Consider the following 16116-nt stretch of genomic DNA (forward strand, 5'->3'; position numbering starts at 1 on the left):
CTGTGCGGCACCTCCGACGGGGTCAGTTGCTGTAAGCCGTGTCGTTTCGCATCGATTGGGAGGCCGTGATGGCGATCGAGGAGTATCGGGAAGGACGCCCGTTCACCGGTGTGGTGGGACGTACGACCGACGAGTCGAGCCCGGCCTGGCCAAGTCCCGTGCGGGCCACGAAAGGCACCCCGAACGTGGTGTTCGTGGTCATGGACGACACGGGTTTCGGGCAGCTCGGTTGCTTCGGAAGCCCGATAGCGACCCCGAACTTCGACCGGCTGGCCGCCAACGGGCTGCGGTTCACCAACATGCACACCACCGCGCTGTGCTCGCCCAGCCGATCCTGCATCGTCACGGGCAGGAACCACCACAGCAACGGCATGGCCTCGATCACCGAGCTGTCGACGGGCTATCCCGGCTACAACGGCGTCATGCCGTTCGAGAACGGGATGCTCTCGGAGATGCTGGTGGATCAGGGCTTCAGCACCTTCATGGTCGGCAAGTGGCATCTGACACCGAGCAACCAGGAGACCGCGACAGGCCCGTACACCCGCTGGCCGCTGGGACGCGGTTTCGAGCGGTACTACGGCTTCCTCGGGGGTGACACGAGTCAGTGGTATCCGGACCTGGTGTACGACAACCACCAGGTCGAGCCGCCGCGCACGCCGGAGGAGGGTTATCACCTGAGCGAGGATCTGGTCGACAAGTCCATCGAGTTCATTGCCGACAGCAAGCAGATCGACCCGGACAAGCCGTTCTACCTGCACCTGTGCTTCGGTGCGACGCACGCGCCCCACCACGCGCCGAAGGAATGGGCCGACAAGTACGCGGGTGCCTTCGACGAGGGATGGGACGCCTACCGGGAGAAAGTCTTCGCGCGGCAGAAGGAACTGGGCATCATGCCCGCCAACGCCACGTTGTCGCGCCACGACCCCGACGTACCGGACTGGCAGGCGCAATCGCCCGAGGCGCGCAGGCTGTTCAGCCGGATGATGGAAGTGTTCGCGGGCTTCCTCAGCCACACCGACCACCAGCTTGGCCGGCTGCTCGACTTCCTCCGTGATCAGGGCGAGCTGGACAACACGATCGTGATGATGATCTCCGACAACGGGGCGAGCGCCGAGGGCGGTCCGACCGGGACGACGAACGAGGCACAGTTCTTCAACAACGCCCCCGAGTCGCTCGAAGCCAGCCTCAGGGTCATCGACGAGATCGGCGGCCCCAAGCACTTCAACCACTACCCGTGGGGCTGGACCTGGGCAGGCAACACGCCGTTCCGGCGCTGGAAGCGGGAGACGTACCGGGGCGGATCCTGCGATCCGTTCATCGTGTCGTGGCCGGCCCGCGTGAAGGCGAAAGGCGAGGTCCGCAACCAGTACGCCCACATCATTGACATGGTGCCCACCGTCCTGGACCTGCTCGGCATCGAGCCGCCGGCCACGATCCGGGGCGTCACGCAGGCGCCTCTGCACGGCGTCAGCTTCGCCCACGCCCTCGACGACGCCGCGGCCGGCAGCAAGCACCACACGCAGTACTTCGAGATGTTCGGACACCGGGCCATCGACCACGACGGCTGGCGGGCAGTCTGCCCGTGGCCGGGCCCCTCGTTCGCCGAGGCCAGTGCTGCCTTCGGCGATCCGATCAGCTCGACGAGGCTGTCCCAACTCGACGCCACCGGCTGGGAGCTCTACCACGTGGCAGAGGATCCCGCGGAGACCAACAACGTTGCCGCGGACAACCGGGATCGGCTGATCGCGATGATCGGGATCTGGTACGCCGAGGCGGGGAAGCATGGCGTCCTGCCGATCGACGGGAGCGCACTGGCGCGCATAGTCGGCGAGAAACCGTTGATCGCGGCCCCGCGCGACCAGTACACGATGCGGCCGAACACCCAGGCGATCCCGTTCTCCGCCGGCCCACGCGTCCTCAACCGGCCGCACAGCATCACAGCCTTCGTCGAGATCCCCGACGGCGGTGCCGAGGGAGTTCTGCTGAGTCAAGGCAGCGCGGCCGGCGGCTATTCGCTGTTCATCAAGGACGGGCTCCTGAACTATGTGCACAACTACGTCGGCAGGGATCTGTTCCGGGTCTCGTCGTCCGAACCGGTGCCCGTCGGCGAGCATGAGCTCCGCTTCGAGTTCGAACCGACCGACAAGCCCGACATGCCGCACGGAAAGGGCTCGCCCGGGCACCTGCAGCTGTACGTCGACGGAGCGCTCGTCGCTGCCGCGGACGCGGCTGTGACGACGCCGTTCGCCTTCAACCCCGGCAATCTCACCTGCGGCTCCAACCCGGGCTCTCCGATCAGTCCGGACTACACGAGCCCGTTCAAGTTCACCGGCACCCTCCACAAGGTGACCGTGGACGTCAGTGGCGAGCTCATCGAGGACCCGGAGTCCGAGCTACGAGTCCACCTGGCACGGCAGTAGCAGGAGGTTGAGCTCCGTGAGGCGGCGGGTTGCGGCGGTTACAGCGTTGCTGGTGGGGGCTGCGACGGTTGTGCTCGGCGTCGTGGTGTCTGTGAGTCAGTTCCCGCGTGGGCTTGGTCTGTTGGGTTGTGTGCTGATCGCCGGCATTGCGGCTTGGTACGGCGTACTGCGGCGAGGGTTCGCGCGCACGGCGGGGCTGTACATCGCGGGTGTGGCGCTCGTCGGTGCGGTGGTCCTGATTGTCGTGGGTGGGAAGTTCGGCGTCGATCTTCTCGTCGTGGTCGGGCTCCTGGTCACCCTGGCAGCGGTACGTGCCAGTTTTGCCGTCCACGTGGAGCTGCCGCGGGCGACGGCGCCGGAGCATCCGGTGCTGTTCTACAATCCGCTCTCGGGTGGGGGAAAGGCAGAACGCTTCGCGCTCGCCAAGGAAGCGCGCGACCGCGGGATCGAGCCGATCGAGCTGAAGCGTGGGGACGACCTCGAAACCCTGGTCCGCGGCGCGGTCGCGCGGGGCGCTGACGGACTCGCGATGGCCGGCGGGGACGGCTCGCAGGCGATCGTCGCCGCGATCGCCGCCGAGTACTCGCTGCCCTACGCCTGCGTGCCCGCCGGCACACGCAACCACTTCGCGCTCGACCTCGGTGTCGACCGTGACGACGTCGTCGGTGCTCTGGACGCGTTCGTCGACGGCGGCGAGCGGTTGGTGGACCTCGCCGAGGTCAACGGCCGCGTGTTCGTCAACAACGTCTCGCTCGGTCTGTACGCCGAGGCTGTCCAAAAGACCGGTTACCGCGCGGCCAAGATCCGGACCCTGCTCGACACCGTGCCCGACGCGCTCGGTGACAGTGGCAGCGATCTCGACATGCGCTGGACCGGCCCCGGCGGGCAGGATCATCGCGGGGGCGCCGCCGTACTCGTCTCGAACAACCGCTACCGCCTCGGTCGTGCGGTGGGATCCGGCACCCGTCCGCGGATCGACGACGGCCTGCTCGGTATCACCGTCCTCGGGGCGCCCGCGGACGGCGGTCAAGGCCGCCTTCAGCGGCCCTGGCGCGAGTGGTCCGCTCCGTCGTTCGAGGTCGATGCCGACCGCCCCCTGCCGGCCGGCGTCGACGGGGAGGCGCTCGTACTGGACGCGCCGCTGCTGTTTCGGATCCGGCCCGGAGTTCTCCGGGTGCGCATCGCGCACCAGCACCCGGGCTCATCGCCGTCGGCGATGGCTCCCGAGGGCATCCGTGACGGACTGGCCGAGCTGGTGCGCATCGTCCTCGGCCGGGACCGGGAATCAGCAAGTTCAGCTGCTAGGAGGCCGTAATGGATCTGATCGAGGTCAAAGAGAAGGTTCTGCTGAGCCGAGAGGCCGCCGCGGCCCGCTTGCACGCTCTTGCCGACACGCTCGCCAAGGAGAACGACGTCGAGTTCGACGGAGGCGGCCTGCGGGTCAAGGTGCATGTTCCCGACGAGGTGCACTGGAAGCTCGAGTTCGAGATCGGGGACGACGAGAGCGAGCTCGAGATCGAGCTCACATGGTGACGGTTGCGTGACCGACTCGCCGGGGCGTCTCGCTGCCTACGACCGTGCGCTGTACCGGTCGGTGGCGCGCATGTCCACGCCGGTCCTGGATGAACCGCTGCGGCAGGTGTCCGACTTCGCCAACTTCTCAAAGCCGTGGTTCCTGGTGGCCGGTGCGCTGACGCTGTTCGGTGGCGCACAGGGCCGGCAGGCTGCGGTTGCCGGGCTGACGGCGATCGGGGCAGCGTCCCTGGTGGTGAACCAGCCTCTGAAGAAGGCAGTGGGTGAACGCCTCCGGCCCGACCGGCACGGCCTCGGCGTTCCCGTGCAGCGGTGGGTGCGGATGCCCTCCTCGGGATCCTTTCCGTCCGGACACTCCGCCTCGGCTGCGGCCTTCGCCGTCGCTGTCGGAGAGGTCCTGCCCGCGCTCCGGCCGACGCTGCGGGTGGCAGCGTCGGTCGTCGCGTTCTCTCGCGTGTACACGGGCGTGCATTACCCGAGCGACGTTCTGATCGGGGCGACTATAGGCGCGCTGTTCGGGCGATTGGCCGCACGGCTGGCGCTCCGCCGCTGGCCACCATCGCCAGCCGAATGACAAGGAGCACACATCATGACAGTTCAACCGACGCAAGGCGGTGCGAACGCCGTCGCCAGCGGCCGGCTGTGGGCCGGAGGTGCGGCCACGGCCGTGGTCGCCGGGCTGATCGCGCTCGTCGGCATCCTGCTCGCCCGCGGCGTCTTCGATGTACCCATCCTGGCACCCAAGGGCGAGGGCACCTGGGGAGACGCCGACACGGCGAAGTACGCGGTGTACTGCGCTCTCGCAGCACTGGTGGCCACCGGCCTTCTGCATCTGTTGCTGATCTCCACGCCCCGGCCGTTGCGGTTCTTCGGCTGGATCATGACGCTGGCCACGTTGGCGGGGGCACTCGCGCCGTTCGCCGCGAGCGGGTCGACGTCATCGAAGATTGCGACCGGGTTGATCAACGTCGCGGTCGGGATCGCCATCGGCATGCTGCTGAGCGGAGCAGCGCGGGCGGCGATGCGGGACCGCCGTATCGAGCGCTGAGCCGCGGGGCGGTCATAGCGGTCGGCGCCGGACCGCCCAGGCCTCCGCCTCCCGCAGGGCCTGCTCGGTCGATTCCCCGAGCAACTCGGTCGCCTCGAAGACGCCGATCGGTTCGGTAACGTCCAGCTGTTCGGTACGACGCAGCAGCTCGGCGACTGCGTGGTCGACTCCGCTGAGGTACAACCGGCCGCCGACAGCGTTCAGTGCGGCGGCGTAGTCGGCCACGACCTTGACGAACGTGGCGCCGACAGCCGTTCGGCCGCGTAGTCGCAGTACGACGGTTGGTGCCTCGGCGCCGGCCGGGTCCGGCAGCCTGACTCGCAGGGTGCGGGAGCCGGCGTAGAGCAGGCTCCCGTAGACGTCGAGGACGGTCGCCTGGTAGCTGGGCAACTTCTCGGGAGCCGGGTGTTCGGTCCACCGGCCGCCGACGACGGGTGTCAGCTGGACGACCTTGAGATCCATGGCCTCCTGATTGAGCTGCAGCAGGAGCGACAGCGACACACCGATGCCGACCGCGGCGGAGACCGGCAAGAAAAGGGTTGCGCAGAAGGTCGTGACGACCGCGATCTGAGAGGTGGGGCCGGTGCGCAGGATCGCCATGAACTCACCTGGCCGGAGCGACTTGGCGGCCGCGTAGATGAGAACGGCCGCCAGCGTGGGCATGGCGACGAGCCCGATCACGCTGGAGCAGGCGACCAGGATCACGATCATCCATAGACCTGAACAGATCGCCGCCCACCTGGTGCGGCCGCCGACCGTCTGGTTCAGTGCGGTCTGGCCGACCGAGCCGCCGACCGGCTGACCGCGGAAGAAGCCGGCCGCGACGCTACCGATGCCCTGGGCAACGAAGTCCCGGTTCGCGTTCGAGGGCGTGCCGTCCCGGTTCGGTGCCGCTTCGGCGACACCGCTGCCCTGGACGAGGATGATGGCCGCGACAGCCAGAGCCCCGGTGACCAAGGGAAACGACAGCTGGCCGAGGTCCGGCAGTTGCGGCAGCGGAACCCCGCGAGGAATCTGTCCGGTGTCCTCCACTCTGGTCACGTTGGCGGCGCCGGCGATGACCAGACCGGCTGTCGGGACGGCCAGTGCCACCAAGGCGCTCACCGCCGCCAGCCGGGTCCGGGACAGGCCGATGAGGATACCGAGCGCGGCCAGCCCCGCGAGCAGTGATGCGACGTCGATCCGGGTGGGATGGAAGACGAGGTCCACGGCCTTCTCGAGGGCGAGTTCGCCGGTGGCGTCCGCGCCGGTGAGGCCGGGCAACTGGCTGAGAACGATGTTGACCGAGATCCCGGTGAGGAAGCCGGTCATGACCGAATGCGACACGAAGCGGGTGTAACGCCCCAGCCGCGCGACGCCGGCCGCGATCATCACCAGGCCGGCGATGATCGTTAGCAGCAGCAGGGCCTGCGGCCGATCCGCGGCGTCCACTCCCTGCAGAGCCGATCCGGCGGCCAGGGCCGCGGCCGTGGTCGTCGTGACCACCATCAGCTGGCTGCTCGTCGCGAATCCGCCGGCGACCGGACCGGCGAAGCTCGCATAGAGGCCGTGGATCGGGTTCACGCCGATGAGTGCCGCGGAGGCCATCCCGTTGGGAACGCTGCTGATCGCTCCCGGCACACCGGCGATCACGTCGGCCCGTAGGTGCGGTCGCTCCGGCCGGATCGACCACAGCCACCGACGTACAGGACGAGCGGTCACGCGACGACCACCGGTCACGCCCGTCTCCCTCCGCGTTCGAGGTCTCCTCACCCGGGATTGGTTGCGAGCCTAGGTGCGCGGCGCCATCGGTATCTCACCCTGGAAGGACGATGTGCTGCGCTGGGACCGGCGGGCATCGTCATCGAGGTGGGGAATGAGCAGGAAGGGCGGAGCACGATGACGTACGGCGATATGGACGAGCGGCAGCATGTCTCGAGTGGGGCGATCGGTGGTCTCGCGTTCGCCGCGAGCATGCTGGTCATGATCGGTGCGTTCTCGATGGTTGCCGGGCTCGCCGCGATCCTCGATGACGACTACCTGGTCGTCAGTCGGCGCTACGCGTTCGATCTCGACACGGTGGCATGGGGCTGGATCCACCTGGCGCTGGGCATCGCGGTCGTACTGGTCGGGCTCGGCCTGTTCGCCAACCGGAGCTGGGCCGGAGTGGTCGCGATCATCATCGCTGGGCTGGTCGCAATCGACTACTTCTTCTTCATTCCCTACCAACCGGTGTGGTCGCTGGTGGTGATCGCGCTCAGTGTCTGGGTGATCTGGGCCGTCACGCAGGCACGAGCAAGCAGTACCTGACCCCGCGCGGCCCTGTGGTGAAGGCCCTGTGTTGAAGGCTCTGCGTCGACGTCATGGCCTGCGCACGTCTGCCGGGCGTCGCCGCGGCCAGCGCGTGCGGCGGGTCAGGGCGCGGACGAAGAACTCGCCCAGCTGATAGCGCGGGCCAGACAAGGTGGGGAGCGACTCCGGAGAGCCGAAGGTGACGTCCTCGATGGTGAGCCGGGAACCTCGGCTCAGAGCATCGTGATACCCGACGAGTCGCCCGTCCACGCGAAGGTAGGTCCTACCGCTCGTGTGCCAGTCGAATCTCAGTTCCGCGAAGCGCGTACTGGGATTCGGCAGCTGGCCGATGTCGTGCCAGGCCCCGTGCAGCCGGACCAGGACCAGGGCCTGGAACGTGGTCAACCGTTCGAGTCTCAGGTCGAACTCGTCCCCGAGGCCGATGATCCGCGACGAACTGTCGACCGGACCAGGGTGCTTGAACCGCAACAGGCAGCTGACCCCGATCACATCGAGAAGCGGAGTGTCGAGGACGTAGCGCAGACCGCGTCCTGGTGCGATCAGCACGGTGCCTTCGGCCGGGCTCAGCGGGGGCGAGTCTGGCGAGAAGCTGCCGGGTAGGCCTTGAAAGGACCGGACGTTGTGGTCCGGGAACTCGTGCAGCAACACCGAGCGCCACATGGCAATCCCCTAACTGACTTGTTCGGCGGCGACTTCGGCAGGGGGGAGGTCTGCCGAAGTCGCGGCCTGGGCGTCCTCCGGGAGTGGGTCACCGGAGATGAGGCCGCCCATCCAGCGGGTGGAGGGATCGGCATCCATGAGCAGGGCCTTCACCAGCAGCGAGAGCGGGATGGCCAGTACGGCGCCCAGTGGGCCGAGGATCCAGGCCCAGAAGGCGAGGGACAGGAAGGTGAGCGTCGTGGACAGCCCGACCGCCTCGCCGACGATCTTTGGCTGGATGATCGATTGGATGATGAAGTTGATGATGCTGTACGCCACGATCACCCACACCAAGGTCGCCCAGCCCTGGTCGAGGAGTCCCAGCAGCGCGGGCGGGATCACCCCGATGAAGAATCCGACGTTCGGGATGTAGTTGGTGATAAGGGCGAGCAGGCCCCACAGCCAGGGCAGCGGGATGTCCAGCAGGTAGAGGACCCCGACGTCGAACATGGCGACGATCAGCCCGAAGACGGTGGAGACGACCAGGTAGCGCGTCGTACCACGCGCGAAGCCGGTCAGGGCACCGGTGATGTCCGGCCTGGCCCGCGCCGCCTCGCGCAGGCGGTCCGTGAAGTGGGCGGCATCGATGCCCATGAAGAACAAGACGATGACGATGAAGGCCAGGTCCGAGAAGATCCCGAGGAGTCCGTTGAGCCAGCCCTGCAGCACGTCGAGGAACCTCGCGAGGTCGAGCTCCTGCAGGGCGGCCTGGATTTGCTCGTCGCCCACGCCACGGTCGGCCAGCCAGCCACGGGCATCGTCGACGATGTCGGCGAACTGGTCCTGATAGGTGGGCAGCAGGCTCGCCAGCTTGGCGACCGAGTAGGCCAGCGCCGCCGCCACTCCCAGCAGGAAGACGTTCACGACCACGAGTGCGATCAGTGCGGCAATCCACCCCTTGACTCCTCGCCTGACCAGCAGCCGGCGCAGTGGACTCACAGCGATCGTCAGTACGAGCGCGAGGAAGACGGGTCCGACGATGTCGGCGAAGCCCTTTATTCCAGCGGCCGTCAGGACCGCGGCTGCGGTCCCGAGGAGAACGACGACTCCGCGCGGGAGCGCCCAGGGGGCAGGCGATGAATCGGGGGCAGGCTGTGAGTCGGCGGCAGGTGGTGGGTCGGCGGCCGGCACGCGGCCGTCGGGGGACTCCGTGGAGCCTGCGGACATCGTCGCAACCTCCCTCTCCCGACTCACCCGGCTTCGAAGATCGCTCAGATCGTCGCGGGCAGCATCATCCTGGCCGGATGATCCTTACGCCGGTGACCGCGTCATCCGGTCGGGGTGAGGCGGCCGGGACTGTCACCGCGGGAAGCTGCCCTCGAGGCCGGTGACGAGGTGGAGCGGCCCTGCGAAGGAGACTGGATGAGCGAGGGACCGATGGTCGACCCGGTTAGAGCGAGCCAGGAGCGGCAACCGTCCGACTACGCGGGCGCGATCTACGGGTCGCTGCTGGCGGCGTCGGTCGTCGCCGGCACCGGCCCCGGGCAAGAACCTCCCCACCCGGGCGAGTTGATCGCACTTCTGCTCGCGACCGGCGTGGTGTTCTGGCTGTCCCATGTCTATGCTCATCTGGTCGGGGAGCGATCGTCAGGAATGCTCCCGTCCGCACGGAGGTTCCGCGCTGTGGCCCGACAGGACTGGCCGATCGTGCAGGCCGCCGTACCTCCCGCGATGGCGGTCGGCGTGGGCGTGCTCCTCGGGATGTCGGACGCCGGCGCTGCCTGGCTGGCGCTGCTGGTGGCGGTCGGGTCGCAGCTCGGATGGGCGCTGTACGTCGCCGCCCGGGCCGGCGCCACCAGAGGGCGCATGGTCGCCGCGGCCGTCGTGAACCTGATCCTCGGCCTGGTGATCGTCGCGCTGAAGGCTGCCTTGACGCACTGAGGCCGCTACGTCGTCCGCCAAGGGTGACGCGCCACCGATCGCCGCGGTCCTACTGTCGATGGGCACTCGACGTCCGTCGAGGGATAAGCAGGAGGGTGCGCACAGATGACCGACAAACGCACGATCGACTCGCAGGCTGAGTCGGGCTGGGTGATGACCGGAGTCGCGTTCGCCGCCACCATGATGCTGATGATCGGTGCCTTCCAGGCGATCGCCGGGTTCGCCGCGATCATCGACGACGAGTACTTCGTGCGCGTCCGGGGTTACGCCTTCGATCTGGACATCACCGCCTGGGGATGGATCCACCTGATCTTGGGCCTGGCGCTCATCGCGACCGGCATCGGACTGTTCAGCCGGGCAGTCTGGGCAGGGGTGATCGCTGTCTTCCTGGCGGTGCTGAGTGCGATCGACAACTTCTTCTTCATCCCCTACGCGCCGTTCTGGTCGTCGCTGCTGATCGCGCTCGATGTCTGGGTCATCTGGGCGCTGACGCGTCCGCGCGCGCTCCGCACCTGACGGTCCGGCTGCCGTGTCCACGCCGCTGGTCCGCACTGGCGATCTCGGCCGGATCGTCGCCACCTTTGTCACCTCGGTCCTGGCCCTGGCCTTCGCGGCGGCCGTGCTGCCCGGTCTCGGGTTCTCGTCGTTCCCGCAGTTGCTCGCGTCGGCCGCGGCGGCGTTGCTGGTCGGTGCGCTGGTGCGCCCGGTGCTGGTCGCCGCGAGTGCGGCGATCGGATGGCTGGCCGTGCTCCTGATGGCGATGCTCGGACAAGCCGTGATCCTTTCGCTGGCGCTCTCGCTGATCCCGGGGGTCGAGGCGGAGTCGTTCTGGGTCGTGCTCGCCGCTGCCTGGATCGCGGCGGCCGCGACGACGATCGTGGCGTGGATGTGTACGTCCGGCACGCCTGAGGCCTTCACCGCGGCCTTGGTACGGCGGACGCGAAAGCAGCGTCGGCCGGTCGACGATCCCGAGGCTCCGGGCGTCATCTTCGTCCAGCTGGACGGTGTGCCCTTCCCGGTGCTGCGCTGGCAGTTGCTGGCGGCAACGGTCCCCACCGCGGGGCGGTGGATCCGCGAACGTGGGTATCGCCTGGTGGAATGGACGCCGGTGCTGCCGCCGACCACACCGGCAAGCCAGTTGGGAATTCTGCACGGCCGCATCGACGGAGTACCCGCGTTCCGGTGGTACGACCGGGTGCTCGGACGCGTGCTGGTGGCCAACCGGGCCGCCGACGCCGCCGAGATCGAGCGCCGCGCCTCCGACGGCCGCGGCCTGCTGGCAGACGGCGGCGTGAGTATCTCGAATCTGTTCAGCGGTGACGCCGAGCGGTCACTGCTGACGATGAGCAAGCTGGAGCTCAAGCGTGGTTCTGCCGATACCCGTCGCCGCGTCGCCTGGTACCTGGCCAGGCCCGACGGGTTCGCCGGCAGCGTTTTCGGCGCGGTCGCCGAGATCGCCCGGGAGAGGTTCGAAGCGCGGCGGCAACGGCGCCGCGACGTTCGCCCGCGCTGTCACCGTGGCTGGCTCTTCGCCGGAATGCGTGCGGTCACCAACGTCGTGCTGCGGGACCTCAACACGGCGCTGGTGGCGGAGGAGATGATCCGTGGGACGCGGTCCGTGTACGTCGACTATGTCGACTACGACGAGGTGGCTCATCACGCCGGCGCGTTGCGACCGGAGTCCTTGGACGCACTGGATCGGCTCGATCATGTGCTCGCGTGCCTGGAGGCGGTCGCCGCGGCGGCACCGCGACCGTACCGGTTGGTCATCCTGTCCGACCACGGTCAGTCCCAGGGACCGATCTTCGCCGATCGCTACGGGGTCGACCTCTCCACGGTCTGTTCGCAGCTGACCGCGGCGCGGGTCGAAGCCGTCGAGCAGGCAGTCGAGGGCTGGGGTCGCTTGAACGGCCTCCTGGCCGACCTGTCCGGCGGTGGGACCAGCAGGGAGCGGGCTGCCCACGGCGCCGCGCTGCGCGTCGAGCGCCGCTCGGCACCGCCTGCGGTGACCGCCGGCTCGGAGCTGGTGGTTCTCGGGTCGGGCAACCTCGGCCTGGTGTACGCCGCCGAGGAACGCCGGCTGACGATGGAGGACATCAACGATCGCTGGCCGGCGCTCATCCCGGGGTTGGTCAATCACGACGGGGTCGGTTTCGTTGCGGTCCTCAGTGTCGAGCACGGGCCCCTGGCCGTCGGGCCGACCGGCGTGCACCGGCTTTCCGACGCGACGGTGACCGGCGACGACCCGCTGGAGTTGTTCGGACCACAGATTTCCGCGGACCTGATGCGAGCGGTGTCCATGCCGGAGGCTCCCGATCTCTACGTCAACAGCGCCGTCGACCAGGACACCGGTCAGGTTTCCGCGTTCGAGGGCCTCGTCGGGTCTCACGGTGGACTCGGCGGATGGCAGGGGCGGGCGCTGCTGCTGGCCCCGCCGGACCTGCTGATCCCGGACCAGCCGATCCGCGGAGCGGATGAACTCCACCGCGTGCTCGTCGGCTATCTCGAACAGCTCGGACAGCGAAGCGGGATCTCGCGCGACGCGGCGGACGTCTGAGATGGCGGCGCTAGCGGGAGACAGCCCAGGAAGACTCACCCACAGCGGATGAGCAACCTGAGCGGCCGGGAAGCAACACTCGACGGGGAGGACGTGACGATGATCGACCACAGCGCTGGTCAGTGGTTCCTTCGTCCGGACGAGCGCGGCAATCCCGGCACCGACATCGACCGGATGGGGGACGTGGACGGGTCCTGGGTCGAGGGCAACCTGGTCCGTCCGCTGATTCACGGGGCGACCTACTTCCGTCGTCTGTACGAGGAACTGTGTGCGCTGCGCGCCGGCGACCACGTCTACTTCACCGATTGGCGTGGCGACGCCGATCAGAAACTGTTGTCCGAGGGCCCGACGATCGGAGCCGTGCTGTGCGAGCTGGCGCGAGCGGGGATCGAGGTCCGGGCTTTGCTATGGCGATCGCACTCGGACCACTTGCAGTTCAACGCACGGGAAAACCACCGGCTCGGGACGGAGCTGAACGAGGCCGGCGCCGAGGTGCTGCTCGACCAGCGGGTACGACGGATGTCCTCGCATCACCAGAAACTGTTCGTCATCCGGCATCGCGGCGAACCGGAGCGCGATGTCGCGTACGTCGGCGGCATCGACCTGTCACACCAGCGCCGCGACGACCGCGAGCACCTCGGGGATCCACAGCAGGCGCCGATGGATCCCCGGTACGGTGACCGCACGCCGTGGCATGATGCCGCGCTGGAGTTGCGGGGACCGGTCGTCGGTGACCTGCTCCGCACCTTTGTCGAGCGATGGGACGACCACCATCCGCTGGACCGGCGGACGCCGTACCGGATGGTCGTGCAACGTCTCGCCCGGATGCCCCGTCATCCGAAACCGCTGACCGAGACGTTCCCCGATCCACCGCCGGCCGGGCCGCACGCCGTACAGGTGCTGCGCACGTATGCCTACAAGCATCCCGGGTATCCGTTCGCACCCGCGGGGGAGCGGAGCATCGCCCGGGCCTATCGCAAGGCGTTCGTCAACGCCCGGACGTTGATCTATCTCGAGGACCAGTACCTGTGGTCCGAGCTGATCGCGCAAGGGATCCGCGGAGCGCTGGAGCGATCGCCGGAGCTCCGCGTGATCATCGTCGTACCGCGGTACCCGGATGCCGACGGTCCGGTGAGTGGGCCACCGGCACGCTTCGGTCAGTTGCGGGCCGTGCGGATGCTGCGGCGGGCCGCGCCGGAGCGCGTCGGGATCTACAACCTGGAGAACTCTGAAGGATCACCCATCTACGTGCACGCGAAGATCTGCATCGTCGACGACGTGTGGTTCACCTGCGGCTCGGACAACTTCAACCGCCGGTCCTGGACCAGTGACAGCGAACTCACCTGCGCGGTCCTGGACTCGACTCCCGACGACCGGCAGCCTGGCGCCGAAGACGCCCGCCGGCTCGCTCGGGACCTGCGGCTCGACGTGTGGGCCGAGCACCTTGGCCGACCGAGCAGCGGTCTGGCGTCACTCGACCCACCGGCCGGCTTCGACCTGTGGCAGCGAACCGCCGCGGACCTGGAAGCCTGGTACGCCGGTGGCCGGAAGGGTGAGCGGCCACCCGGCCAGATCCGCCCGCACGAGCCGCAACAAGTGACTCGGCTGCAGGCGCTCTGGGCGGAGCCGCTGTACCGGGTGGTCTACGACCCGGATGGCAGGCCACACGGAATGCGTCGCCGGGGGGAGTTCTGACATGAGCGTCGACGTGGTGTTCTGGTGCGTGGTCCTGGCGCGATTCGCGCTGCCGTTGCTCATCCCGCTGTTCCCGTTGCCGGCGATCGTCGGCTGTCTGCTGCTCGACGGCGTCGACCAGACGATCTTCCAGACGTTCGGGTTCGACCCGCCGAACTACCAGAGCTATGACAAGGCGATGGACGTGTTCTACCTGGCGATCGCGTATCTGGCCAGCCTGCGCAACTGGACCAACCAGCCGGCGGTCCGGATCAGCCGCTTCCTGTTCTTCTACCGGCAGGTCGGCGTGGTGGCTTTCGAACTCACCGGCGCCCGGTGGCTACTGCTGTTGTTCCCGAACACCTTCGAGTACTACTTCATCGCCTACGAGGCGGTTCGCAGCCGGCGGAATCCGCTCCGCTACGCGCTCAAGTTCTGGGTGCTGGTGGCCGGCGCGATCTGGATCTTCGTCAAGCTGCCGCAGGAGTACTGGATCCACATCGCCCAGCTGGACCTGACCGACACGATCCGGGACGTCCCGTGGTTCCTCCCGGCCCTGGTGATCGCCGGTCTCGCGCTGCTGGCGGTCGTGTGGTTCGTCGTCCGTCCCCGGCTCCGGCCGGCCGACTGGCCGTTGCGGTTCCGTTCCGACCTGCTGCCGGTTGAGATCGACGAAGCGCACGAGCGGGCCGCGTACCGGGTTGCGCACCGCAAGGTCTTCGACCTGGCGACGGTGGAGAAGATCTTCCTGATCGGGCTGATCAGCGTGATCTACGGACAAGTGCTGCCGGGCGTCGAGGCGAACGACCTCCAACTCTTCCTCGGCATCGCCGTCTTCGTGATGCTCAACTCCGCGATCGGCCTCTGGTCGGCCAGGCGCGGCTACGGGTGGGACTCGGCCGCGGTCTCGTTCGCGGTCGTCTTCGCGAGCAACGTCGGACTGGTGTTCCTCGCCGATCTGCTGCTGTCGCGGCGGGGCAACGATCTGCAGCTGACCGACACGTTGTTCTTCGTCTTCCTGCTGAGCATTCTGACGATGCTCTACGACCGGTACCACCCGGTCAGTGAGTATCGCGCGGCCGCAGCGAAACGCGACGCCGCCGCGTCCGGTCAGACAGGAGCGGAACACTGACGCGTCAGATGTTCAACACGATCGCCCAGCGGCTGGAGCACACGTTCCCGGGCCGGTGTGCCAGCTCCTTCCTGGCCTTGCGCGGTGTGGACCGGGCGATGGTGATCGCCTCGCAGGCGCTGACGGCGCTCATACCCCTGCTTCTCATGGTCTCGACGCTCGCTCCGGCGAACCGCCGTGACGTCGTCGCGCAGGGACTCGTCCGGAGGTTCGAGCTGAGCGGCAACGCCGCCGAGGCGGTCAGGGAGGTGTTCGCGCAGCCGGTGGGCGGATCGAGCATCGGCGTACTGAGCGTGGTGATCCTGGTCTTCTCGGCGATGTCGCTCGCCCGCCGGGTGCAGCGGCTCTACCAGGACGCCTGGCAGCTCGGTGCTGTTGGGGGCGTTCGTGGCAGGCTCACGACGTTTGTCGGCCTGGGTGCCTTGCTGCTGCAGATCGCCCTGCTGTACCTGGCGCGCTCAGCGGTGCGGCCGATGCCGATGGACTGGCTGCTCAGTGTCACGGCCTCGATCCTGACCGGGGTGGTGGTGTGGATCTGCGTTCCGTGGCTGCTGCTCGACGGCCGGGTCCACTGGCGACGGCTGGTGCCCTCTGCAGTGATAGCGAGCCTCTGCGGCGCTGCGTACAGCAGCGCCTCCACTATTTACATGCCGCGGATGATGGGGACCAACAGCGAGCGGTACGGCCTCTTCGGCGTCACCCTGGCCCTGGTCACCTGGCTGCTGTGCATTTCGCTGATCCTGGTCATCGCGACCGTGATCGGCGCGGAATTCGACCGCAGCCAGGGCAGGCTCGCCCGCCAGGTGCGTTCGTGGCTCGGAACTGATGCCGGCCCCGGTCAGACGATTTCCCCCAGCAAGGATGAGGCGGCCTAGGGCAG

The 16116-nt window shown here is 68.1% G+C and carries 15 protein-coding genes; 12 read left to right on the plus strand and 3 right to left on the minus strand.

Going from position 1 to position 16116, the window contains the following annotated elements; all coding sequences use genetic code 11:
* Window positions 1-68: 68 nt before the first annotated feature.
* From V9K99_RS36425 to V9K99_RS36445, 5 genes are read left to right on the plus strand one after another with little or no spacing between them, the layout of a single operon-like run.
* Entirely contained in the window at window positions 69-2420 is a 2352-nt protein-coding gene (locus V9K99_RS36425) for an arylsulfatase (RefSeq protein ID WP_337011092.1), read from the plus strand.
* A gap of 16 nt (window positions 2421-2436) precedes the next feature.
* Window positions 2437-3735: a diacylglycerol/lipid kinase family protein gene (locus tag V9K99_RS36430; protein ID WP_337011091.1), complete on the plus strand. Its 1299-nt coding sequence runs from the start codon at window positions 2437-2439 to the stop codon at window positions 3733-3735.
* The gene (locus tag V9K99_RS36435) at window positions 3735-3953 is read left to right on the plus strand and encodes an amphi-Trp domain-containing protein (RefSeq protein ID WP_337011090.1); all 219 of its coding nucleotides are present in this window, start codon (window positions 3735-3737) and stop codon (window positions 3951-3953) included. Before V9K99_RS36430 ends, V9K99_RS36435 begins: the two co-directional genes overlap by 1 nt.
* 7 nt (window positions 3954-3960) lie before the next feature.
* The gene (locus V9K99_RS36440; RefSeq protein ID WP_337011089.1) at window positions 3961-4527 is read left to right on the plus strand and encodes a phosphatase PAP2 family protein; all 567 of its coding nucleotides are present in this window, start codon (window positions 3961-3963) and stop codon (window positions 4525-4527) included.
* A 15-nt stretch (window positions 4528-4542) separates the two neighbouring features.
* Window positions 4543-5001 carry a DUF6069 family protein gene (locus V9K99_RS36445; protein WP_337011087.1) on the plus strand — a complete coding sequence of 153 codons (459 nt, stop codon included), beginning with the start codon at window positions 4543-4545 and terminating at the stop codon, window positions 4999-5001.
* Between the two features lie 12 nt (window positions 5002-5013).
* Here the strand turns inward: V9K99_RS36445 and V9K99_RS36450 are convergent, their stop codons facing one another.
* Window positions 5014-6702, minus strand: coding sequence for a SulP family inorganic anion transporter (locus V9K99_RS36450; RefSeq protein WP_337011086.1), 1689 nt, complete (start codon window positions 6700-6702; stop codon window positions 5014-5016).
* A 147-nt stretch (window positions 6703-6849) separates the two neighbouring features.
* Here V9K99_RS36450 and V9K99_RS36455 point away from each other — a divergent pair, with 147 nt between their 5' ends.
* Entirely contained in the window at window positions 6850-7290 is a 441-nt protein-coding gene (locus V9K99_RS36455) for a DUF7144 family membrane protein (RefSeq protein WP_337011085.1), read from the plus strand.
* Between the two features lie 51 nt (window positions 7291-7341).
* Here the strand turns inward: V9K99_RS36455 and V9K99_RS36460 are convergent, their stop codons facing one another.
* Window positions 7342-7953 (minus strand): hypothetical protein, encoded by a 612-nt coding sequence (locus tag V9K99_RS36460; RefSeq protein ID WP_337011083.1) that lies wholly within the window; start codon window positions 7951-7953, stop codon window positions 7342-7344.
* 9 nt (window positions 7954-7962) lie between these two features.
* Window positions 7963-9159: an AI-2E family transporter gene (locus V9K99_RS36465; protein WP_337011081.1), complete on the minus strand. Its 1197-nt coding sequence runs from the start codon at window positions 9157-9159 to the stop codon at window positions 7963-7965.
* A 195-nt stretch (window positions 9160-9354) separates the two neighbouring features.
* On the opposite strand from V9K99_RS36465, the gene V9K99_RS36470 reads away from it, so the two are divergent.
* From V9K99_RS36470 to V9K99_RS36495, 6 genes are all read left to right on the plus strand, one after another.
* The gene (locus tag V9K99_RS36470) at window positions 9355-9873 is read left to right on the plus strand and encodes a hypothetical protein (RefSeq protein WP_337011078.1); all 519 of its coding nucleotides are present in this window, start codon (window positions 9355-9357) and stop codon (window positions 9871-9873) included.
* A gap of 105 nt (window positions 9874-9978) precedes the next feature.
* Entirely contained in the window at window positions 9979-10389 is a 411-nt protein-coding gene (locus tag V9K99_RS36475; protein ID WP_337011076.1) for a DUF7144 family membrane protein, read from the plus strand.
* A 13-nt stretch (window positions 10390-10402) separates the two neighbouring features.
* Window positions 10403-12430, plus strand: a complete 2028-nt coding sequence (locus tag V9K99_RS36480) for a phage holin family protein (RefSeq protein WP_337011074.1) — start codon at window positions 10403-10405, stop codon at window positions 12428-12430.
* Between the two features lie 48 nt (window positions 12431-12478).
* Window positions 12479-14125 carry a phospholipase D family protein gene (locus tag V9K99_RS36485; RefSeq protein ID WP_337011072.1) on the plus strand — a complete coding sequence of 549 codons (1647 nt, stop codon included), beginning with the start codon at window positions 12479-12481 and terminating at the stop codon, window positions 14123-14125.
* A 1-nt stretch (window position 14126) separates the two neighbouring features.
* On the plus strand, window positions 14127-15236 hold the full coding sequence (locus V9K99_RS36490; protein ID WP_337011070.1) for a hypothetical protein: 1110 nt from the start codon (window positions 14127-14129) through the stop codon (window positions 15234-15236).
* Window positions 15237-15334: 98 nt separating this feature from the next.
* On the plus strand, window positions 15335-16111 hold the full coding sequence (locus tag V9K99_RS36495; protein ID WP_442914768.1) for a YhjD/YihY/BrkB family envelope integrity protein: 777 nt from the start codon (window positions 15335-15337) through the stop codon (window positions 16109-16111).
* Window positions 16112-16116: the final 5 nt, after the last annotated feature.

The organism is Kribbella sp. CCNWLW201 (assembly GCF_037203805.1).
GTDB lineage: Bacteria > Actinomycetota > Actinomycetes > Propionibacteriales > Kribbellaceae > Kribbella.